20 protein-coding genes are annotated in these 21082 nt (G+C 71.8%); 10 read left to right on the forward strand and 10 right to left on the reverse strand.

The window, feature by feature from the left end:
* Nucleotides 1-100 precede the first annotated feature (100 nt).
* A complete protein-coding gene (gene putP / locus ACGFN2_RS02210; RefSeq protein ID WP_362601857.1) occupies nt 101-1603 on the reverse strand; it encodes a sodium/proline symporter PutP in 1503 nt (500 codons plus the stop codon).
* 344 nt (nt 1604-1947) lie between these two features.
* On the reverse strand, nt 1948-2583 hold the full coding sequence (locus ACGFN2_RS02215) for a class I SAM-dependent methyltransferase (protein WP_393356851.1): 636 nt from the start codon (nt 2581-2583) through the stop codon (nt 1948-1950).
* Nucleotides 2584-2851: 268 nt separating this feature from the next.
* Between ACGFN2_RS02215 and ACGFN2_RS02220 the strand changes: the two genes are divergently transcribed.
* A complete protein-coding gene (locus ACGFN2_RS02220; protein ID WP_362601863.1) occupies nt 2852-3268 on the forward strand; it encodes an Asp23/Gls24 family envelope stress response protein in 417 nt (138 codons plus the stop codon).
* 37 nt (nt 3269-3305) lie between these two features.
* Here the strand turns inward: ACGFN2_RS02220 and ACGFN2_RS02225 are convergent, their stop codons facing one another.
* The 4 genes from ACGFN2_RS02225 to ACGFN2_RS02240 form a co-directional block, all read right to left on the reverse strand.
* Entirely contained in the window at nt 3306-4361 is a 1056-nt protein-coding gene (locus tag ACGFN2_RS02225; RefSeq protein ID WP_393357164.1) for an SMP-30/gluconolactonase/LRE family protein, read from the reverse strand.
* A gap of 148 nt (nt 4362-4509) precedes the next feature.
* The gene (locus ACGFN2_RS02230) at nt 4510-5814 is read right to left on the reverse strand and encodes an NAD(P)/FAD-dependent oxidoreductase (protein ID WP_393357166.1); all 1305 of its coding nucleotides are present in this window, start codon (nt 5812-5814) and stop codon (nt 4510-4512) included.
* 437 nt (nt 5815-6251) lie between these two features.
* A complete protein-coding gene (locus ACGFN2_RS02235) occupies nt 6252-6731 on the reverse strand; it encodes a DUF5709 domain-containing protein (protein WP_362601868.1) in 480 nt (159 codons plus the stop codon).
* A gap of 122 nt (nt 6732-6853) precedes the next feature.
* A complete protein-coding gene (locus ACGFN2_RS02240) occupies nt 6854-7270 on the reverse strand; it encodes a DUF2795 domain-containing protein (RefSeq protein ID WP_362601870.1) in 417 nt (138 codons plus the stop codon).
* 269 nt (nt 7271-7539) lie between these two features.
* Between ACGFN2_RS02240 and ACGFN2_RS02245 the strand changes: the two genes are divergently transcribed.
* Both ACGFN2_RS02245 and ACGFN2_RS02250 read left to right on the forward strand, forming a co-directional pair.
* Complete coding sequence (locus ACGFN2_RS02245; protein WP_393356854.1) at nt 7540-8673, forward strand: Vms1/Ankzf1 family peptidyl-tRNA hydrolase; 1134 nt, start codon at nt 7540-7542, stop codon at nt 8671-8673.
* A gap of 90 nt (nt 8674-8763) precedes the next feature.
* Nucleotides 8764-8892 carry an LPFR motif small protein gene (locus ACGFN2_RS02250; protein ID WP_362601876.1) on the forward strand — a complete coding sequence of 43 codons (129 nt, stop codon included), beginning with the start codon at nt 8764-8766 and terminating at the stop codon, nt 8890-8892.
* A 101-nt stretch (nt 8893-8993) separates the two neighbouring features.
* Here the strand turns inward: ACGFN2_RS02250 and ACGFN2_RS02255 are convergent, their stop codons facing one another.
* Both ACGFN2_RS02255 and ACGFN2_RS02260 read right to left on the reverse strand, forming a co-directional pair.
* The gene (locus tag ACGFN2_RS02255; protein ID WP_393356857.1) at nt 8994-10451 is read right to left on the reverse strand and encodes an MFS transporter; all 1458 of its coding nucleotides are present in this window, start codon (nt 10449-10451) and stop codon (nt 8994-8996) included.
* On the reverse strand, nt 10448-11395 hold the full coding sequence (locus ACGFN2_RS02260; protein WP_362601881.1) for a nucleoside hydrolase: 948 nt from the start codon (nt 11393-11395) through the stop codon (nt 10448-10450). The genes ACGFN2_RS02255 and ACGFN2_RS02260 overlap by 4 nt, the downstream gene beginning before the upstream one ends.
* 344 nt (nt 11396-11739) lie before the next feature.
* Between ACGFN2_RS02260 and ACGFN2_RS02265 the strand changes: the two genes are divergently transcribed.
* The 3 genes from ACGFN2_RS02265 (at nt 11740) to ACGFN2_RS02275 (ending at nt 14695) form a co-directional block, all read left to right on the forward strand.
* A complete protein-coding gene (locus ACGFN2_RS02265; protein ID WP_393356859.1) occupies nt 11740-12741 on the forward strand; it encodes a LacI family DNA-binding transcriptional regulator in 1002 nt (333 codons plus the stop codon).
* 266 nt (nt 12742-13007) lie between these two features.
* Nucleotides 13008-13526: a lytic polysaccharide monooxygenase auxiliary activity family 9 protein gene (locus ACGFN2_RS02270; protein ID WP_393356861.1), complete on the forward strand. Its 519-nt coding sequence runs from the start codon at nt 13008-13010 to the stop codon at nt 13524-13526.
* 221 nt (nt 13527-13747) lie between these two features.
* Nucleotides 13748-14695, forward strand: a complete 948-nt coding sequence (locus ACGFN2_RS02275) for a hypothetical protein (RefSeq protein ID WP_393357168.1) — start codon at nt 13748-13750, stop codon at nt 14693-14695.
* 201 nt (nt 14696-14896) lie between these two features.
* Here ACGFN2_RS02275 and ACGFN2_RS02280 read toward each other — a convergent pair whose 3' ends face one another.
* A complete protein-coding gene (locus ACGFN2_RS02280; RefSeq protein ID WP_393357170.1) occupies nt 14897-15325 on the reverse strand; it encodes a DUF779 domain-containing protein in 429 nt (142 codons plus the stop codon).
* A gap of 435 nt (nt 15326-15760) precedes the next feature.
* On the opposite strand from ACGFN2_RS02280, the gene ACGFN2_RS02285 reads away from it, so the two are divergent.
* The 4 genes from ACGFN2_RS02285 to ACGFN2_RS02300 all read left to right on the forward strand — a co-directional run bounded on the left by ACGFN2_RS02285 (nt 15761) and on the right by ACGFN2_RS02300 (nt 20300).
* The gene (locus ACGFN2_RS02285) at nt 15761-16873 is read left to right on the forward strand and encodes an ABC transporter substrate-binding protein (protein WP_393356864.1); all 1113 of its coding nucleotides are present in this window, start codon (nt 15761-15763) and stop codon (nt 16871-16873) included.
* 392 nt (nt 16874-17265) lie between these two features.
* Nucleotides 17266-17796 carry a DinB family protein gene (locus ACGFN2_RS02290; RefSeq protein WP_393356866.1) on the forward strand — a complete coding sequence of 177 codons (531 nt, stop codon included), beginning with the start codon at nt 17266-17268 and terminating at the stop codon, nt 17794-17796.
* 119 nt (nt 17797-17915) lie between these two features.
* Nucleotides 17916-18488: a PadR family transcriptional regulator gene (locus ACGFN2_RS02295; RefSeq protein WP_393356868.1), complete on the forward strand. Its 573-nt coding sequence runs from the start codon at nt 17916-17918 to the stop codon at nt 18486-18488.
* Between the two features lie 90 nt (nt 18489-18578).
* A complete protein-coding gene (locus tag ACGFN2_RS02300; RefSeq protein ID WP_393356871.1) occupies nt 18579-20300 on the forward strand; it encodes an acyl-CoA dehydrogenase family protein in 1722 nt (573 codons plus the stop codon).
* A 75-nt stretch (nt 20301-20375) separates the two neighbouring features.
* Here ACGFN2_RS02300 and ACGFN2_RS02305 read toward each other — a convergent pair whose 3' ends face one another.
* Complete coding sequence (locus ACGFN2_RS02305) at nt 20376-20963, reverse strand: DUF1062 domain-containing protein (RefSeq protein ID WP_362601899.1); 588 nt, start codon at nt 20961-20963, stop codon at nt 20376-20378.
* Nucleotides 20964-21082: the final 119 nt, after the last annotated feature.

Genomic DNA, 21082 nt, shown 5'->3' on the forward strand with positions numbered 1-21082 from the left:
ACACAGGGCAGTTCAGCGGCTCCCGGCCGCCGTCCGTCAACTCGCCCGGCCCGAGACGCCTGTCGCCGCTCCGCCGCGCGCGGTGGCGCCGGTGCCGGACTCAGCCGACCGGCACCGAGGCCGGGTGCTTGCGCCCCATCGGGCCCGACCAGGTACGGCGCGGCGGGCGGCCGACGAACTTGCCGAAGAGCAGCGCCGCCGCGGTGGCCGCGAGGACGCCCGGCACCATCTCGTAGATGCCGGACTGCAGCGGCCCGAGGAGCGGGTCGATGTGCTTCCACAGGACGACGGTGGCCGCGCCCGTCACGATGCCTGCCATGGCCCCGGCCCGCGTCATCCGCGGCCAGTAGAGCGACAGCAGGATCACCGGCCCGAAGGCCGCACCGAAGCCCGCCCAGGCGTACGCGACGATGTCGAGCACGGCGCCGCCGCTGAGCGCGATGACGTAGGCCACCAGGGCGACCGCGACCACCGTCGCGCGCGCCGCCAGCACCATGGACGCGTCCGAGGCCTGCCGCTTCACGAACGCCCGGTAGAAGTCCTCGGTGAGGGCCATCGCCGAGACCAGCAGCTGGCTGTCCGCGGTGGACTTGATCGCGGCCAGCACACCGACCAGCAGGATGCCGGCGACCCAGGGATTGACCAACTGGGCGCAGAGCGCGATGAAGACGGTCTCCGGGTTGTCCAGCGGCTGGTCGAGCGTCGCGATGCCCACCAGCCCCACGAGGGAGGCGCCCGCCAGACAGACGACCACCCAGCTCACGCCGATCCGGCGGGCCCGGGGGATCTCGCGGGTGCTGCGGATGCTCATGAAGCGGGCCAGGATGTGCGGCTGGCCGAAGTAGCCCAGCCCCCAGGCGAGCAGAGAGATGACCGCCACCGCGCCGAGCGGGCCGCCGGACGTCCACCGGCTGCCGTCGAAGCCGGCCTCCGCCCCCATGTCCAACAGCGCCGGGGTCTTACGGGTGAGCACCTCGTGCAGCGCCCCGAAGCCGCCGAGCATCCCGATGCCGATGGCCGGCAGTGCCACCGCCGCGCAGAACATCACCGTCGCCTGGATCGAGTGCGTCACACTCACCGCACGGAAGCCGCCGAGCACCGTGTAGAAGACGATGACCACCGCGAAGACGGTGAGCGCGAACTCGAAGCCGCCGCCGAAGATCCCCTCGAACAGCACACCCCCGGCCAGCAGTCCGCTCGCCACATAGACGGTGAAGAAGACCACGGTGACGGTCGCCGAGACCAGCCGCAGCGTTCTGCTGCCGTCCTCGAACCGCTCCTCCAGATACGCCGAGAGCGTCTTGGCGTCGCCCGCGTGCTCGGTGTACGTCCGCAGCCGCGGCGCGACCAGCAGCCAGTTGAGATAGGTGCCGACGGCCAGCCCGACGGCGATCCACGAGGCGCCGATCCCGGCCGCGTACACGGCGCCGGGAAATCCCAGGAACAGCCAGCCGGACATGTCACTGGCGCCCGCCGACAGCGCCGCCAGCGGTGCGCTCAACCGGCGCCCGCCCAGGGCGAAATCGGAGAACGTCACGGTGTCCTGATACGTCCAGATGCCCACGGTCACCATGGCGAGCAGGAATATCCCGAATGTGATCATGACGGGTACGATCAGGGGTGTCACCACTGCTCCCTAGCTGGCTGCTGGCACTGCCGTCGGCGGCACGGGCGCCCGGGGGAGATCTCGTGAGGAGACCCCAGGGGCGAGAAGGCTCCGGCGCGTGCAGACGATACGGATCTGCCACCGGGAGCGGCACCCTTTTGACAGATGTCCTTGGCGGCCGCGAGCCCCCGCGACCCCCGGTTCCCGCAGGCCCGGGACGCGATGGGGGCAGACCATACCGTGAGCCACAGCCCCTGACAGTGACCAACATCCCTCTGGTGAACGGGAGTTGGCGTGTTCCGGAGGGATGGGGCCGTACGCCGGGGCCGGCGCGGCAGGTGTCAGGCGGTCCGGCGGCGCAGTTTCACGGTGTTGTCGGTGCGCGGGTCCGGCGTCCCGTCGTGGCCGGTCCGGAAGCTCGGGTGCTCCTCGCAGCGCAGCAGGTCCCACTCCCCGTCCGGGAGCGCGAGGGCCGCGACGACCTCCTCCGGAGTGGGCAGCGCCGCCCCGGAGCCGGGCTCCCAGGCGGGCGTTCCCGCGTGTCCGACGATGAGCAGCACCCCGCCGGGCGCGACGGCGGCAGCGGCCCGCCGCAGGATGTCCGCACGCGGCATGGTGGCGCCGGGGGAATGCAGGAACTGGGCCGTGACGAGAGCGAAAGTGCCGGCGGGGAACGACCTGCCGAGGTCGTGCCGCTGCCAGTTGATGCGGTCGGCGGCCCCACTCGCCGCCGCGTGCGCGGACGCCCGGCCGAGGGCGATGGCGGAGATGTCGACGGCGGTGACCTCCCACCCCTGCCCGGCCAGCCAGATCGCATCCGCGCCCTCCCCGCACCCCAGGTCCAGGGCCCTGCCCGGCGCGAGGTCGCCGGCCTCCCGGACCAGGGCGGAGTTGGGGCGGCCGCTCCAGACCCGGTCGCTCTGCGCGTAGCGGGCGTCCCAGAATTCCGCGTCCGGGACGGTGGCGTCATGGGGCATGGGGGTCCTCCTCGGTCCGTGTTCCTCGGGCGCGGCGGTGCCGCCGTTCTCGGTGCCGTACCGCCTGTGCCGGGATGTTCCGCCGGATACACCGAAAAGGGCAAGGTTCGTTGCCGTACCGGCAAAGCGGGCGGATGCCCGGCGGGCGGCCGGACCGCGGCCCCCGCGGCCGCCGCGGTCCGGTTCGGGAGGCAGCGTCACCCGTACGGCCATAGCGTGAAGAGAGGGCCGAAGACTTCCCCTCGACGGAGCACTGGGGTGATGCGCAATGACCGAGTTCGCAGAGCGCGGGTCGCGGAACACCGGGGACCTGGGCCGGACGACCATCGCCGACGGTGTGGTCGCGAAGATCGCCTTTCTGGCGGCCGGTGACGTGACAGGAGTTCATGCCCTGGGCAGCGGGCTCTCGCGGTCGGTGGGAGCGCTGCGCAAACGCGTACCCGGCGGAGGCACCACCACCACGCACGGCGTCAAGGTCGAAGTCGGCGAGAAACAGGCGGCGGTGGACCTGGACATCGTCGTCGAGTACGGCGAGGTCATCCCCGAAGTGGGGCAGGCCGTACGGGAGAACGTGATCTCCGCGGTGGAGCGGATGACCGGTCTCGAAGTCGTGGAAGTCAACGTCGCGGTCAGCGATGTACGGCTCCCCGAGGAGGACGAAGCCGAACCGGAACGGGTGGTGTAGCGGCACGGCGGGGACGGCGGGCGCCGCGCGCCGACGGTCAGCGTGCGGGGGCCGGCCCGTCGGTGTCGCTGTCCGCGCCGGGAAGCGCGCACACGGCGATACCGCGTTCCGCGACACTGCCCATGGCCAGCAGACTCCCCGTGCGGCAGACACTGGTGACCATCCGGTACGGAGACCGCACGGCGCGCAGATCGCGGGCCGTACGGCCGTCGGGGCCGACCGCCAGCACCCGCACCGTCGGATGCGGCGGCAGGGAGAGCCGCAGCCGCTTCGCGACCTCCCAGGCCGTCCGCCGTACCGTGCGCGGCATGCCGTGCAGCAGGGTCACACCGGCCGCCGGGGGCCGTGCCAGCGCGACCCAGAAGTCCCCGTCGGGGGCGAGGGAGATGTTGTCGGGGTAGCCGGGCAGCTCGCGGGCCAGGGTGCCGGCTGTCCCGGCACCGGGGCCGGTGAGCCGGTAGCGCAGGAGGCGGCGGGCCCCGGTCTCGGCCACGGCCAGGAAGGACTCGTCCGGGGCCAGCGCCACGCCATTGGCGAACTGCAGCCCCTCCAGCAGGACTTCGGGCCTGCCGCCGGGCCGCAGCCGCAGCAGCTGCCCGGTTCCGGTGTGCTCCAGGAAGTCACCCAGCCAGGTGTCGAGGCCGTAGCGGCGGCTGGAGACGGTGAAGTAGACCGTGCCGTCCGCCGCCGCGGTCACATTGCTGCAGAACCGCAGGGGCGCGCCCGCCACCTCGTCGGCGAGCACCCGCACGGTCCCCTGCCGCGGGTCGATGCGCAGCAGACCGCGTGGGGCGTCGCAGACCAGCAGCTCACCGCCGGGGAGGAGGTGCAGCCCGAGCGGTCTGCCACCGGTGTGCGCCACGGCCGCCGCCCGGTCCACGGCGCCCGTCGCCGAGAGGCGCAGCCGCCAGACCGTGCCGTCCGCGGCGCCCGCGAAGAGGACGCCGTCGGCATCGGCTACCACGTCCTCGGGGCCCTCGATCTCGGGCGCGACGACCCGCAGCGCCGGGAACGCCCGCGGCCCGCCGGGTGCGGTGCGGTCCGCCGAGGGCGCGCGCACCCCGTCAGCGGCCGCCGGGCGGACCTGTGGCAGCTCCATCTCTCGCCTCCGGACTCCTGGGCCGACGCTGCGTCGCACCGCCCGTACGTGCCTTACGGTTCCCGCTCCGGCAAGCCAAGCAGAGCCCTCCGCGGCGGGCCCGTGCGCCACGCTCCGTGTCGCCCGCCCGGGCGCCGTGGGCTCAGGTCCGGCCGGGTCCCGAGCCCACCCGGGCCACTTCGGGGGTTTCGGTGTCCAGCGGCACCGACCAGGAGCGGACCAGGCCCAGCTGGACGGCCTGCCGCGGCAGCACCGCGTCGAGGAGCCAGTCGGCGGCCACCCGGACGCGGTTGCCCGGCATCCCCAGGAGGTGGTAGCCGCGGGTGATGACTCCGGCGAGCGGGCCGGACAGCGGGATGTGCAGCGGGTTCGCCGCGGCCTGGATTCCGCCCAGGTCCACCATGAAGCCCAGGTCACGATGCTCGTAGACGCGCGGGGTGCCCTGCCCGCAGGACGCCGCCACATTGTGGGCCACGACCTTGCCCTGACGCTGGGCGTGCTGGGCGGTCATCGGTGTCGTCTCGCCGGGACGGGTCAGGTCGGGGACGGCCGCAGCGTCACCGCAGGCGAACACCCCCGGCCGGCCGGGCACCCCCAGGAACGCGTCGACACACAGCCGCCCCTTGTCCGTGGGCAGCCCGAGCGAGTTGACCAGCGGATCGGGCCGTACGCCCACACACCAGATCAGCGAGCGGCTGTGGACGAACTCGCCGTCGTCCAGCAGCACCCCGTCCGGGGTCGCTTCCTTGACGGAGGTACGGGTGCGGACGTCGACGCCGCGGGCGCGCAGCACCCGCTCCGCGGTGCGCGACAGTCGCTCGTCCAGTTCGGGCAGCAGCCGGCCGGCGATGTCCAGCAGCAGCCAGCGGGGGCGCGGTGCGTCCCGCAGTGCGGTGTTCTGCCGGGCCAGGGAGTCGGTGAACCGCACGCCCTGGGCGGTGACTTCGGTACCGGTGTAGCCGGCGCCCACGACGACGAAGGTGGTCCGGGCGGCCCGCTCGGCCGGGCCCTCGGCCGCGGCGGCCAGCTCGATCTGACGGGTGAGGTGGTCACGGAGGTAGAGCGCCTCGGGCATCCCGCGGAAGCCGTGGGCATGCTCCGCGACACCCGGAACGGGCAGGAGTTTGTTGACGCTGCCGACGGTCAGCACCAGCCGGTCGTAGGTCAGTGAGCCGGCCCGGTCCTCGGGGTCGGTGTAGTCGACCCGCCGGGCGTCGAAGTCCACGTCATGGACCTCGCCGAGCACGAGCCGGACGCCCGGCAGGGTCCCGGTGAGCGATACCGAGATCCGGCGGGGTTCCAGAATCCCGGCCGCCACTTCCGGCAGCAGCGGCACATACAGAAAGTAGTCATGCGGATTCACCAGCACGATCTCGGCGGCCCCCTTGGCCTGCCGGGAGAGCGTACGGGCACATTCGTAACCGGCGAAGCCGGCTCCGACGATCACGATCCGAGGACGACGTCGCTTCACGTGGACTCCCGCGGTCGAGGGCGGTGCCAGAGCGCCGGGCCGGACGGCGGTCACCGTCCGGTGCGCCGACGGCCGGCGCGGGCACACCGTGGTGCCCAGTCGGCTGACCGGTGTGCGGCCGGGTACACATGGCCCCTTCTCATTCTGACCGTGACGGACCCCTGGCGGCACGCCGAGGAGGGCACGGGGAGCTGATCCAACGGGCCCGAATGAAGGCCCCCGGAATGCGGTGTCGACGTCGTCCCGGGATTATCCCCGGCATGCGGGATTTCCGCCCGCCGAGGCCCGGTCGCCGCTCGGCGCCCCGCACTGGAAGTACGGTGTTCGGCCTCCTGGGAATACCGCCGGAACCGCGGCCGGAATCTCCACACCACGATTTCGCGCGCCGCAGGGACGGTATGACGGGACAGCCCTCAGACCTCCCGGTCCCCGTCCTCCGCGCTGTCCCGGGCGATATGCACCGCCGCCTCCTCCGCCGACGCGGCGCCGCCGTCGATCCCGACGTCGCGGGCGGCGATGTCATTGCTGCCGCCGCGCCAGAACCCCTCGTCGGAGCCCACGAGCCGGCCGGCCCGTTCCTCACCGCATTCGAGGTCCGTCGGCTCCCCGACCCCGTCCGGCAGATCGCCGATCCCGTCGCCGTCCGGCGCGCGGACGTCCGGTACCTCCACCGACAGCCGGTGCTCCAGCGACTCCCGGTCGTGCAGCTCCCGCGCGGTGGTCCCCTCGTGGTTCACCACGAAGGGCCGCTCGGGCGGCGAATAGCCGGTGTCCAGCGTCGCGTCGAGGTCCGGCTCGTCGAGCGCGTCCTCCATGTCGAGGTCGTTGGGGTTGTCCTGGGGGTCGGATCTGGGCGGCTGGTAGACCTCGTCGCCCATCGCGTCGTCGGACATAGCCGCCCTCCTTCTACCCGTCCACTCCGCCCGGCCGCCGGGTGCGGCCGGTGCGTCTACGGTCAATTGTCCGCCTCCCGGTGGCTCCCGGCACCGCCAGGAAGCGCGGACCCGCCCCGGCCTCAGGCGTGCCGGTGCTCCGTCGCGATCCCGACGGCCTCGGCGATGCTCTGCACATTGCCGAACCGCTCGTGCGCGGGCAGCCGCTCGGCCATCGTGACCAGCCGGTCCGGCGCGTTGTTGCGCCGCAGGGTCTCGATGATCGCGTTCCTGTCGGCCGGGTACAGGCTCCGCCCGAGGTGCTGGGCGAGTTCGGAGCGCAGCCCGACATCCCGCTCGGTCATTCCGGTCGGTGTGCCGCCCCGGAAGTCGCTCTCGGGGGACCAGGCCGCCACCGGCTGGTCCTCGCCCGCCGGCTGGAGTTCATGCTCCTCGACCGTCCGCAGGGAGCGCTCCGCCGTCAGTTGCCCCCGTAGTTGCTTCTTCATCATGTCGTCCCGGGCGGGACCGGTCTTGTCCGTTCCGTGTTCCATGACCATGGGTGCCTCCGGCTCCACGAGTCCTGCGGACCCGTCGCGTTACTCCCAGTTTCCCTGCTCCCCCAGCCCTAACAACCCGGCGCGGCCGTTTCCACCCCGCACACGGAAATCGCGCGGACAGGCACGCAACGTGACACCAGATGCATATGCCCTCGATGCATACGCCTTTCGGGAACGGGAATTCGTAAGGCAGCCCACCGCATACCGATGAAGGCCCCTCGCACCACAGGAGAATTCACGGAATCCGAGGAAGCCAAGGAGGCAGCGCCATGCGACTCTCGCTCCTGAAACCGGTCATCGACCGGCCGGGCCCCTGGGCATCCGTCTATGCCGATGTCTCGCACAGCACCGAGGACGCCGCGAAAGAGCAGGAGTTGACGGCCGGTGCCACCACGGCGCAGTTGTTCGCGCTCGGCGCGGACGAGGCCACCTGCGGGGCGGTGCACGAAGCACTGCTCACCCGACACGAAGGCGAACCCGGCGAGCACTCCGGGCGGGCGCTGTTCGCCGCCCACGGCGAGATCGTGCTCGACACCCCGCTCCCCGGGCCCCCGGCAACCCCCTTCGCGGCGTGGGGACCGGTGCCACGTGTCACGCCCTTCCTGGCGGCCGTGGGCGACGACCCGGTCTGTCTCGTGGTCCGCCTGGACCGGTCGGGGGCGGACTTCTCCGTCCTCGGGGCACGCGGCACCGAGGACGCCGCCGGCCAGGTCAGCGGCGCCGACTGGCCCCTGCACCGCACCGCTTCGGGCGACTGGTCCGAAGGGCACTTCCGCGCGAAGGCGGAGAACACCTGGGAGCACAACGCGCAGGAGATCGCCGACGCGGTGCGCGCGGCGTTCGAGGAGTGCGCCGCCGGGGCCATCGTCCTGATCGGCGACGCCCGCGAACGCCACCTGGTGCACGGCAAGCTGCCCGAACCGTTGCGCGCGCTCACCTGCGAGAGCGAGCACGGCGGGCGGGCGCCCGGTGCCGAGAGTACGCTGGTGGACCGGGACATCGCCCAGGTCAGGGCGGTGCAGGAACGGGAGCACATCGCGCAGGTCGCGGACCGCTTCCGCACCGCCGGGCCGGGGAAGGGCGCCCCGCACGCCGCGGCCGGCATCCCCGCCCTGGTCGAGGCGGCCCGGGAGCACCGGATCGACACCCTGCTGATCAGCCCGCACGGCTCGGACATCGCCCGGCCCGTCTGGGTGGGCTCCGACGCCGATCAACTCGGCGTACGGGGAACGGAGTTGCCGTCTCTGGGTGAGACGCGTCCGGCCGCCGCGCGGGCGGACGACGCACTGGTGCGGTCGGCGGTCGCCAGCGGCGCCGACATCGTGGTGGTCCGTGACCCGGAACGGGCACCGTCCGGCGGGCTCGGCGCCCTCCTGCGCCGGACGGAGGAGAAGACCGGGTGACTGCCGCCCCGGCAGACCCTCCCGCCCCTCGACCCGGCCGACGGCCGCACAACAGGTGTGGTGCCGGGCGGCCATGACGGAGGTTCACTCATGCTGAAGGCGATCGCGGACGTTCTCAGGTCGATCGGCGGCGCCGTCGCCACCGTCGTCACCTTGCCGTTCCGGGCACTGGCCCGGCTCTTCGGCGGGGCATCGGACACCGTGCACGGACACCACTGACGCGGGGACGGGGGCCACGGCAACGGGGGCCACGGCAACGGGACCGCCCGCCGCCCGGCAAGTCCGGTCGGCGGGCGGTCCCGTGGAGTGCGGTCGGCGTCTCAGCTCTGCGCTTCGGCCGCCACCGGCTTCGGTATCAGGAAGGACGTCGCGATGGCCGCGGCCAGGATGGCCACGCCCGCGATCATGCCGGCGGTGTAGCCGCCGGACGACGACGGGTCCGCCGGTGACGCGGCCGTCTTCACCGCGTACAGGAGCGCGAAGCTCAGTCCCGCGCCGAGGTTGAAGGCACCCGCGTTCAGACCGGGCAGGAAGCCCGGGTTGTCGCTGGGGGAGAGGACGATGCCCAGTCCGTTGAGGACGATGTTCGCCACGCCCGCGTAGGCGATGCCCACCAGGACGGACGTCGCCAGCAGCAGGACCTGCGACTGGCTGTGCATCGTGACCAGCATCAGGGCGACCGTCGCCACCGACCCCACCAGGCCGAACCGCAGGACCCGGCCGTAGCCGAAGGTCGCGGCGAGGCGGCCGGCCAGCGGGCCCATGGCCAGTCCGGCGAGCGCGTACGGCGACAGCGTCCACCACGCGGACTGTTCGGCGCTCATCCCCAGTCCGGCCTGGGCGTCCTGCGCGAAGGCCGGGATCAGCCCGTTCATGACGGCGAACACGCCGGTCATGGTGAGCACGGTGGTCAGCAGGGTCGCCCAGGTCGCCCGCTGCTTGAGGTGCCGGGTGGCGACCAGCGGGTGGCCGCTGCGGTTCTCGGTCCGCCAGAACAGGGCGAAGGCGGCCCCGGCCACCACCAGCAGCACGGCGATCAGCGGCCAGTCGGCGGCGGCCAGCTTGCCCGCCTCGTTGAGCGCGGTCAGCAGCGAGCCGACCGAGACCACCAGCAGCGCGACTCCGGGCCAGTCCATCCGGGTCGCGGTGGGTGCCTTCGACTCGGGGGTCAGCGTGGCGACGAGGACGGTGGCCAGGGCGGCGACGACCGCCATCGCCCAGAACACCGACGCGAAGCCGTGCCGGTCGGCCAGGTAGCCGCCCGCGAGGGAGTCGACACCGGCGATTCCGCCGTTGACGGCGGTGATCACGCCCAGCAAAGTGCCGTACCGCTTCGGCTCCCGGACCTGCACCCGCAGCATGATCAGACACAGCGGGACGACCGGACCGCAGACGCCCTGGATGACGCGGCCGGCGAACAGCATCGGCACGCTGGTGGCCAGCGCGGCGACGATGCAGCCGACGACCATCAGACCGAGCATCCCGGCCAGCACCCGGCGGCGCCCGATGACATCGCCCAGCCGCGGCAGGAAGAGCGAGAACAGCGCCGCCGAGGTGAAGAACGCGGTCTGGGTGAGGCCGATCTCCGCGGAACTGGCGCCGAGGGTGTCCTCGATGTTCTTCAGCGCCGGGCTGAGCATGCTGGCGTTGAGCTGGAAGGCGAAGCAGGCCGCGAGCAGCGCGGCGACCAGCACGCTGGTGCGGACTCCGGACCCGCCGCCGGTCCCCTCGGCGGTGCCCGTCCCGGTGGCGGTGCTCGTCTCGGTGGGAGTGCTCATGCCTCGATGTCGCCGATCCGTTCGAGCGCGTCCACGACGAGGTTCCAGAACCGTTCGTGGTCGAGCGTGACCGCGACCTGGGTGGTGCAGTCGTCGGGTGCGGGCGCACGGAAGTCCGTGACGGTCATCCCGAGCGTGAGCGCGCCGCGCAGCTCGATGTCGACCGGGGCCCTGCGTACGGTCATGACGTCCGGGTCGATGACATAGGCGACCGCGCACGGGTCGTGCACCGGCGGGTGATCGAAGCCCTGGTTCTCGCGGTAGGCCTCGCGGAAGAAGTCCAGCAGCTCACCGACGAACCTGGCGGGGCGGGTGCCGACCGCGGCGATCCGCGCGTCGACCTCGGGGGTCGCCAGCGCCTGGTGCGTCAGATCGAGGCCGACCATGGTGACCGGCCAGCGCTCGTTGAAGACGATGTGCGCGGCCTCGGGGTCGATGATGATGTTGAACTCGGAGACCGCGCTCCAGTTGCCCTCGTGGAAGCCGCCGCCCATCAGGACGACCTCACGCACGCGCTCGGCGATCCGCGGTTCCTTGCGCACGGCCAGCGCGATGTTCGTCAGGCCCGCGGTCGGGACGAGGGTGATCTCGCCGGGCTCGTGGGACATCACCGTGTCGATGATCAGGTCCACCGCGTGCCGGCGGTCCAGCTCGATGTCCGGCTCGGGCAGCTCCGGGCCGTCGAGGCCGGTCTCACCGTGGATGTCCGGCGCCGTTTCGATGGCCCGGACCAGCGGACGCGGGCAGCCGGCGGCGAAGGGCACCCCGGTGATCCCGGCGATCCGCGCCACGGACAGGGCGTTGCGGGTCACCTTCTCCAGCGTCTGGTTCCCGACCACGGTCGTCACCGCGACCAGCTCGACATCGGGATTGCCATGTGCCAGGAGCATGGCGATCGCGTCGTCATGCCCCGGGTCGCAGTCGAGGATGATCTTTCTGGCCAACGGAAGAGCCCCTTTGCTCTGCTGCTCGGAAATGTGGTGCGGAGGTGGTGGTGTGCGGGCCGGTACGGGCTCCGGCGCACCGCGCGCCCGGCGGTCACCCATGGTGAGCCCGGGCGGGATGTCAGCAACGAGCGAGCAGCATGGGAAAACGTTCTCCGGAAACTTGACGCATGGACCTGCCGGTTGTCAACGGTTCAATCTCTGCCCTACCGGGCGCTTTCGGGACGAAGCGAGGCCCTCACGAGGGGGAGATCCACCTCTCACGGGACAACGTTTGCCGTGCGGGTGCGGAGGCGTATGCTCCCTCCGGTTCGGGCGGTCCGAGCGAAGGGAGCCGCGGGACGGTGGCCGAAGTCACGTTGAAGGACGTCGCGCTGGCGTCGGGCTGTTCCATTGCCACGGTCTCCCGCGTACTGGCCGGCACCCGCCCGGTCGGCGTCGAGACCGCCCGTACCGTACGCGAGGCGGCCGAGCGCCTGGGCTACCGGCCCAACCAGGTGGCCCGCGCCCTGCGCAGCCGCTCCACCGGGACCGTCGGACTCGTCCTCCCGCAGATCACCAACCCGTTCTTCCCCTCCCTCGTCCGGGAGCTGGAGCACGCCCTGCACGCCGAGGGGCGGGCCGTACTGCTCGCCGACTGCGACGACGACCCGGTGACCGAGGCGGCCAGGATCGGCGCATTTCTCGGGCGGCAGGTCGACGCCCTGCTGCTGATACCCGTCGATGAGCGGCACAGTCGCGAGGCGGTGGCGGGCGCGGCGGCCCGGGTGCCGCTGGTGCTGCTCGACCGCGGCTGCGGCCCCGGCGTCGCCGACTCCGTCGCCGTCGACAACGCGGCGGGTATGGCCCTGGTGCTCGATCATCTGGCCGCCACCGGCCGCCGCCGCCCCTGTTTCGTGGGGGCCGCCGGGACCGCGTCGGCGGCGGTCGAGCGGCGCGCGGCGTACGAGGCGGGAGCCGCGGTGCTGGACCCCACGGCGCCGGGGCGCGTCGCGCTCGGCGACTTCTCGGTGGAGTGGGGACGCGCCGCCGTCGACCGTGTCCTACCGTCCCGGCCGGACGCCCTGATCTGCGCCAACGACCTCATCGCCGCCGGCGCGCTGCAGCGGCTGCGGCAGCTCGGCGCGGACGTGCCGGGCGAGATCGCCGTCACCGGCTTCGACGACATCCCGCTCGCCGGCCTCGCCGACCCGGCGCTGACCACCGTCCGCCAGCCGGTCGCCGAACTGGCCGCCGAGGCCGCCCGCCTGCTGAGCCACCGGCCGTCCGCCGGAGCGTCCGGGCCGCGGCGCACGGTCCGTCTCGCACCGCACCTGGTCGTACGGGCCTCCAGCGCGCCGTCCTGACTCAGCATCAACCACCTTGCAAACAGGCCGAGTTGACTTCGGCAGGTCGACCGGAGGTGACGCCCTGTCGTAAGGGGTGGCGTTCTTCACGGCGTGATGCCGGAGGCCTTGACCGTACGCGGCCACGGAGTAAAGTCTAGACCAATTGGTGTACACCTTCGCGTCATCCCCCCCTCAACGAGGCCTCCTCCGGGCGGACATGCGGCGCCGCGGCGGGCGTCGGTCCCCTGAACTCGTGCGGCGGCCTCCCTCGCGAAAGGTTTGACATGCACACGAAAAGAAGGCTGGCCCTCGCCCTCGGTGCGGGCATCGCCCCGCTGCTCGTCGTCACCCTGCCGGTCAGCCCGGCGAGCGCGCATGGCTATGTGTCCACACCGCCCAGCAGGCAGGCGCAGTGCGCCGCGGGCACCGTCGAGTGCGGTGCGATCAAGTGGGAGCCACAGAGCGTCGAGGGCCCCAAGGGTCTGACCAGCTGTAGCGGCGGCAACAGCCAGTTCGCGGAGCTCGACGACGACAGCAAGGGCTGGAAGGCCACCCCGATCGGCAGTTCCCAGACCTTCAACTGGAAGCTGACCGCACGTCATGCGACCAGCACCTGGCAGTACTTCGCCGGCGGCAAGAAGGTCGCCGAGTTCAACGACGGCGGTGCCCGGCCACCGGAGACGGTCTCGCACACCGTCAACTTCGGCGGCCTCACCGGCAAGCAGAAGATCCTCGCGGTCTGGAACGTCGCCGACACCGCCAACGCCTTCTACGCCTGCATCGATGTCACCATCGGCGGATAGCCCCTCCACCGGACTCATCGGAACCCCTCTCTCCTCCACCCCCATCCGCACCCCTCCCGCACCCCGTCCGTCCCTCCGTCCGGCTCCCGTCCCCGTCGCCTCGTCCCCCGCCGCCGTTCACCTCCGTGAGCGGCGGCACGGACGGCGCCGGGGCGGGCGACGCACCCGTTACGATCGGCCCATTCATGGCCGTCGTTCGTGGCCGCTGCCGGGAGGAAGAGATGGGCCTGTTCCGCCGAGGACCGAAGCGGGATTCGCGCGACCTGGTACGTGACGGGGAGTTCAGCTTCTTCTCCGAGCGTGAGGGTGGTGTCTTCAGATCACAGGTCCGGCAGGCCTTCGCGGAGAAGGGACTCGAAGTCACCGCGTACGCGGGCGTGGTCACCGACTCCGCGGGCCGGCAGTTCGGCCTCGGCAACCTCGCCGCGGTGTGCCACCGCGACCGGCGCGGGGAGCGCAGCTGGCCCGCGCTGATCCGGGATCACGTCGGCAAGGTGCTCCGGACGATGGACGGCCCGCAGCCGCTGGAGACCCTCAGTGCGGACGAGATCCGGGCCTGCCTCTACCCCCGGGTGGTCGCCCAGGAGACCCTGCCCGCCTCCGACTCCTTCCGCTACGGCCGGGCGCCGGCGCCGGAGCTGCGGGAAGTGCTCGCCCTCGATCTGCCCGAGGCCGTGCAGATGCTCAGCGAGGACTCCCTGACCGATCTCGGCGACGTGGCCGAGCTGCGTATCCGGGCGATGAACAATCTGCGGGCGCTGCCGGTCGAGGGGCACGAGACGGTGCGGCGCGGCGACGGCTCGGCGTTCGAGGTGCTGCTCGGCGACTCGTTCTTCACCGCGAGCCGGGTGCTGGTACTGGACGAGCTGGTGCAGCGGCTCATGGGCACCGGGCTGACGCCGGACGGTGCGCTGGTCGCCCTGCCCTTCCGGCACCAGCTGGCGTTCCACCGCATCCACGACGCCCAGGTCATCCCGGCGCTCCAGGCCATGGCGCAGTTCGCGGCGGCCGGACACGAGGACGCGGCGGGCGCCATCAGCCCCCGGGTGTTCTGGTGGCGCCGGGGCGTGATGACCCCGCTGAGCGAGCGGGACGGCGACGGGCTGCGGGTGGTGGCCGACGCCGACTTCCAGGAGATGCTGGAACGGCTGGTGCAGGGTGAGGCCTGAGGGACGCCGCGGACCGGGCCCCGCCGCGGAGGCCGTACCGCGGTCATTTCCGCCTCGCACAAGAATTTCTCGGTGAATCCTGGCCCGGAGGGAACCCGAACCGCCGTACACCCGTTTCTACAAGTGAGGCCCCACGCTCTCCCCCGTGTGTGGGGCCTCACCTGTGCGCCGGGCTGACGACCCCGCCGCGCCCCGGCCTCGTCAGCCGTCGAGCGCCGCGCGCTCCTCCTCGGTGAACAGCCGCGAGCGGATCAGGAAGCGCACCCCCTCCGGCGCCTCCAGCGAGAACCCACTGCCCCGCCCCGGTACGACGTCCACCGTCAGATGGGTGTGCTGCCAGCGCGCGAACTGGTCCGCCGACATCCAGAAGTCCACCGACTCCGGCACGCCCGCCACGTCCAGCCGGGCCAGCAGTGCATCCGACGATCCCGTACGGAATTCCCCCGCCGGGTAGCACATGGGGGCGCTGCCGTCGCAGCAGCCGCCGGACTGGTGGAACATCAGCGGGCCGTGCTGCTGCCGCAGCAGCCGCAGCAGTTCGGTCGCCGCCGCGGTGAGCGCGATCCGCGCGACGCCCTCCGGGGCCGCGGTGTCCGGCGCGGCCGTCTCCCACCCGTCGCCGCCGCCCATCAGCGCCGGCCCGGCTTCCACGCGCGGCGGCCGACCGGCAGGTTCCTGCTCCCCGGTGGGTACATATGTGGCTTCCTCTCCCTCACCATTCCGCCCCTGACCAGCGGAAACGGATGCCGTATACGTTCGCGGGCCGATGGTCGGGCCGATGGTCGGGCCGCCCGTGCCCGGCCCGGAATGCGCCCACCGGACTGTCGCCACGGCGGCGTTCCAGTGAACCCTCCGCGAGGTTGCGCCATGGTTGCACGCGCCACCCGGGACGCGGGGGCGAACATAATCGGTTGTCTATCGGCGAGGGTGGTGGGTCCAATGACCAGGATGATCACCCGGGCACGCCCGCCGCGGCGAGACATGCTGCACGTGAAGAGCCGGCCGCGGCCGGCGCGCGATCCGGGCTGACCACGACCGCTCCGTCCCAGGGGGAGACGCCACCCGATGAACACACCACCCTCGCCGTCCGAAGCGGTGCCTACAGACGGGGCGTCCGTCCGCCTGGGCGCTCTCGTCCCGCTGACGCGGCCCGGCTGGGTCGAGGCGGGCCGACACCTGCTCGCAGGACTCGACCTGGCCGTTCGTGAGGTCAACGACGCCGGCGGGATCGACGGCATACCGCTGGAGCTGGTGGTCCGGGACACCGCGGCCGATCCGCAGCGGGCCGCCGCGGCCGTCGACGAACTGGCCGGCCTGGGGGTGACTGCCGTGGTGGGCGAGTACCACAGTGTGGTCGCCCGCGCCGCCGCCGCCCGGGCCGATGCCCTCGGCGTGCCGTTCCTCTGCTCGTCCGCGGTGCTCGACGCACTCACCGAGGAGCCGACGGAGTGGGTCGCACGCCTGGCCCCGGCCCAGTCCCACGGCTGGCGGATCTACGCGGACTTCCTCCTCGGCGCGGGCCGGCGTCGGATCGCCGTGGCGACGCAGCCGAGCGTCTACTGGGCGTCCGGGACCCGCGTCCTGCGGGACCACCTCGCTCCCCGCGGCGGCACCGTCCTCGAACTCGACGCGAACGCGCTCACCCCCGAGGCTCTGTGCGACGCGCTCGTCGAGCACGGCGCGACGGCGCTCCTCCTGCTGGCCGGTCATCCGGAGCCGGCGGCGCCGATCGTCAGGGCCGTCCGGGGCGACCGGCGACTAGCGGAGATCCTGATCGGCGCTCCGGCCGGACAACCGGAGTTCGCCGAATGGGCCGCGGTGCTGGGTGAGGACGGCGCGGGGATTCCGTTCCTGCGCTACCTGCCCGAGCGCCTCGGTCCGCTCGGCGAACGCGTAGGGAAGGAGCTCCGCGAGCGGCTGGGCCAAGCGCCCTCCTTCGTCGCCTTCGAGGGCTGGGACACCGTCGCCGTCCTCGCCGCGGTGCTGCGTTCCCACGGCACGAACTGGGCGGCCATCGCCGAGTCATGGCCGCGCGTGGCGGTCGAGGGCACCCGCGGGCCGATCCGGTTCTCCCGCACGCCGGGCATCAGCGTTTGGCAATGGGCTTGGACACCCGTCCAAGTCGTTGATCGGGACCCGGCGGAACCCGATCGCTTTCGGAACCTCCACGCCGGCTGAGAGAGCACGGGAGTCCGGCTGCCCAGAGCTGTCCGAACTCGAATGTGCTGCAGCGGATCGGTCCCGCGTCGGCGCAGGTAGGCGCGGTTCTTGGCAGAGGCGTACGCCTTGTCGGCACGCACCTGGCGAGGCCGGGTACGCGGCCGTCCCGGCCCGAGCCGGGGCATCTGGATGCCTTCCAGCACCGCCTCGAACTGCGGGAGTCGCCCCGCTGCCGGCGGCGGAGGAGGTCGTACGTTATCGCTGGCAGTCCTCGGTCACCCCGGACCCCTGCGACTACGTGAAGCCCAAGGGCATCAACTGGAAGGGCTATTTCCCCGCGGAGGCCACCGGCGCCACGGTGACCGTGCACTGGACGGGAGGCTCCCAGCCTCTCCGGTAAGGTCCCCGCCATGGTCCAGAGAATCGAACCTGCCGCAGAGCCTCCGGTGACTCTCACCAGCCCTTACGACCTGCTGACCGGCTATCTCGATTTCCACCGGGACACCGTGCTCCGTAAGTTGGCGGGAATGTCCGACGAGGAGCTGAGGAACAGTCGGCTGCCCAGCGGCTGGTCACCACTCGGACTGCTCAAGCATCTGGCCGGTGTGGAATTGCGGTGGCTGCAATGGGGATTCCACGGGGAGACCGTCGAAGAGCCGTGGGCCGAGTTCACGGCCGGCTCCCGGGTGTGGCATGTCGACCCCGGAGAGTCCTTCGAGGACGTCAAGACGTTCTTCCAGGAGCAGTGCGCACGGTCCCGCGCCATTGTCGCGGCGGCCCGCCTGGAGGACCGGGCGGCCACCCTGGGCGGAAAGGTCCCGGCCGACGAGGACCGTCCCACCCTGATCTGGATTCTCTTCCACCTGCTGCAGGAGTACGCCCGCCACGTAGGCCACCTCGACGTCGCCCGTGAGCTGGCCGACGGGGCCGTGGGGGAGTAGGACCCGGCCCCGCGACGGACCAACACGCCCTGCCCCGCCGCGCCCCGCCCGGGTGAGCCGCGTCTCACCCCGCCGGGGCCTCTTGTCTATGCAACAAGTTGCATAGAAGGATCGGGGGCATGGCGCTCGACCACGCGATCCTTGTCTCCCTGCTGGAGAAGCCGGGCTCCGGCTATGAGCTGGCCCGGCGCTTCGAGCGGTCCATTGGACACTTCTGGACCGCCACCCACCAGCAGATCTACCGCGTCCTCAAGCGCATGGAGAGCGACGGCTGGGTCGATGTCCGCGAGGTGCCACAGCAGGCCCGGCCGGACAAGAAGGAGTACTCCGTCGCCGCTCTCGGCCGCGCCGCGCTCTCCGCGTGGCTGCACGAGCCGATCGAACCCGAGAGCGTCCGGCACGACCTCGCCGTGAAGATCCGCGGTGCCGCCTTCGACGACCCCGCCGCGCTGATCCGTGAGGTCGAGCGGCACCACCAGATCCACACCGACCGCCTCGCGCACTATCTGGCGGGGGAACGGCGCGACTTCACCGGCCCCGAGGCCCCCGCGACGCCCGACCCGGGCCGCGAACTCCAGCATGTCGTCCTGCGCGGCGGCATCTCCTTCGAGCGCATGACCCTGGCCTGGCTCGACGACGTCCTCGCCACCCTCCACCGGCTCCGCCCCGGGCACGGAACCGGCGCCGGATGAGCGAAGGCCCCGCCCGGCCCCCGGGCTCTCCCCGCTGTAAGCCGTAATCCGCAACCACACCCGCAACCCGAACCGGAAAGGCGACCCTCCATGGCCGACCCGCTGCTGTTCAACCCCCGCACCTACGACCCCGCGCACTTCGACCCCGAGACCCGCCGGCTGCTGCGCGCCACCGTCGACTGGTTCGAGGAGCGCGGCAAGCGCCAGCTGATCGAGGACTACCGCTCCCGCGCCTGGCTGGCGGAGTTCCTGGAGTTCTCCACCAAGGAGGGGCTGTTCGCGACCTTCCTCACCCCGGCCTCCGCCGCCGACGGGAACCAGGACAAGCGCTGGGACACCGCCCGGATCGCCGCCCTCAACGAGATCTTCGGCTTCTACGGGCTCGACTACTGGTACGCCTGGCAGGTCACCATCCTCGGCCTCGGCCCGGTCTGGCAGAGCGACAACACCGCGGTCCGCGCCCGCGCGGCCGAACTCCTCTCCCAGGGCGAGGTGTTCGCCTTCGGCCTCTCCGAGAAGGACCACGGCGCCGACATCTACTCCACCGACATGCTCCTGGAGCCCGACGGTGACGGCGGCTTCCGCGCCACCGGCTCCAAGTACTACATCGGCAACGGCAACGCCGCCGGACTCGTCTCCGTCTTCGGCCGCCGTACCGACGTCGAGGGCCCGGACGGCTATGTCTTCTTCGCCGCCGAGAGCCGCCACCCGGCCTACCACCTGGTGAAGAACGTCGTCGACTCCTCGAAGTACGTCAGCGAGTTCCGCCTGGAGGACTACCCGGTCTCCGCCGACGACATCCTGCACACCGGCCGCGCCGCCTTCGACGCCGCCCTCAACACCGTCAACGTCGGCAAGTTCAACCTCTGCACCGGCGCCATCGGCATCTGCGAGCACGCGATGTACGAGGCTGTCACCCATGCGCAGAACCGCATCCTCTACGGCCGTCCGGTCACCGCCTTCCCGCACGTCCGCCGCGAGCTGACCGATGCCTACGTCCGCCTCGTCGGCATGAAGCTGTTCAGTGACCGCGCCGTCGACTACTTCCGCTCCGCCGGTCCCGACGACCGCCGTTACCTCCTCTTCAACCCGATGACGAAGATGAAGGTGACCACCGAGGGCGAGAAGGTCATCGACCTGATGTGGGACGTGATCGCCGCCAAGGGCTTCGAGAAGGACACCTACTTCGCCCAGGCCGCCACCGAGATCCGCGGCCTGCCGAAGCTGGAGGGCACGGTCCACGTCAACCTCGCCCTGATCCTCAAGTTCATGGGAAACCACCTGCTGAACCCGGCCGAGTACGCGCCCGTGCCGACCCGCCTCGACGCGGCCGACGACGCGTTCCTCTTCCAGCAGGGCCCGGCCCGCGGTCTGGGCGCCGTACGCTTCCACGACTGGCGGACCGCCTACGACGCCTTCGCCGAGGTGCCGAACGTCGCCCGCTTCCGCGAACAGGCCGACGCCCTCTGCGAGTTCGTCACCACCGCCGCCCCCGACAAGGAGCAGAGCCGGGACCTCGACCTGCTGCTCGCCATCGGCCAGCTGTTCGCGCTCGTCGTCCACGGCCAGCTGATCCTGGAGCAGGCGCAGCTGACCGGCCTCGACGCGGACGTGCTCGACGAGCTGTTCGCCGTCCTGGTCCGGGACTTCTCCGCGCACGCCGTCGAACTGCACGGCAAGGACTCCGCCACCGCGGACCAGCAGAGCTGGGCGCTGGGCGCGGTCCGCCGCCCGGTCATCGACGACGCCCGCTCGAAGCGCGTCTGGCAGCGGGTGGAGGACCTGTCCGGGGCGTACGAGATGGCTCCGTAGCCACACCGGCCCACGGGCCGCCTCGGGGGCCTGTCCGGCGGAGCGCGCCGGACAGGCCCCTGGTCTCCAGGTACTTCAGCGCTTGAGCGTGAAGGTGAAGGCGCCGGAGAGCTTGCGGCCCAGCCTGACGGCCGAGACGAGAGCGCCCTCCGCGATCAGTCTCCCGACCTCGGCCCGGGAGAGACCGCACCCTTCAGCGATCAGTCGCACCGGCCGGACCGGGATGCGCGCCGCGAAGCGAACCGAGACATCGGTCTTCCCCAAGCTCTCGGCTTCGCCCGAGCAGGGGAGGCCCCCTCCGCGGTCCAGGTGATCCGGTCCGCCGGTGTCGAGACGCCAGGCGTTGTCCCAGTCGAGGGCGATGCGATTGCGGCGCCGCACGACCGGGTCCTGGAGCAACTCGGCTGCCAGGCCGGGGTCGTTGTCATGCATCCGGTCCAGCAGCTCGGGCCGAATGGAGCGCACGTTCATCCGCTCCAGGACCGTGAGCTTTGCCGTGTCCCCGCAAGCGGTGCAGAGCACGAGGAGCCAGGCGTCGAGGAGTTTGTGGTGCGCGTTGACGCGGAATCTGCCGTCCGCCCGGAAGCGGTCGGACGTGCACGCGGGGCAACGGCGGAGAACGGTCGGCAGGCAGGTGGGCATGACCACCCAGTCGTTGAGCACAGAAGTACACCGGTTTCAGTGAGAAGTCCGCAGCAAAAGGCAGCGCGGCGCACAGGCGCGACGCGCGACAGATCAGCACTCGGGAGGACTCACAGGGTGTACAACGGCACGTCCTTGCC

This window comes from Streptomyces sp. NPDC048612 (assembly GCF_043199295.1).
In the GTDB taxonomy this organism is placed as follows: Bacteria; Actinomycetota; Actinomycetes; order Streptomycetales; family Streptomycetaceae; genus Streptomyces.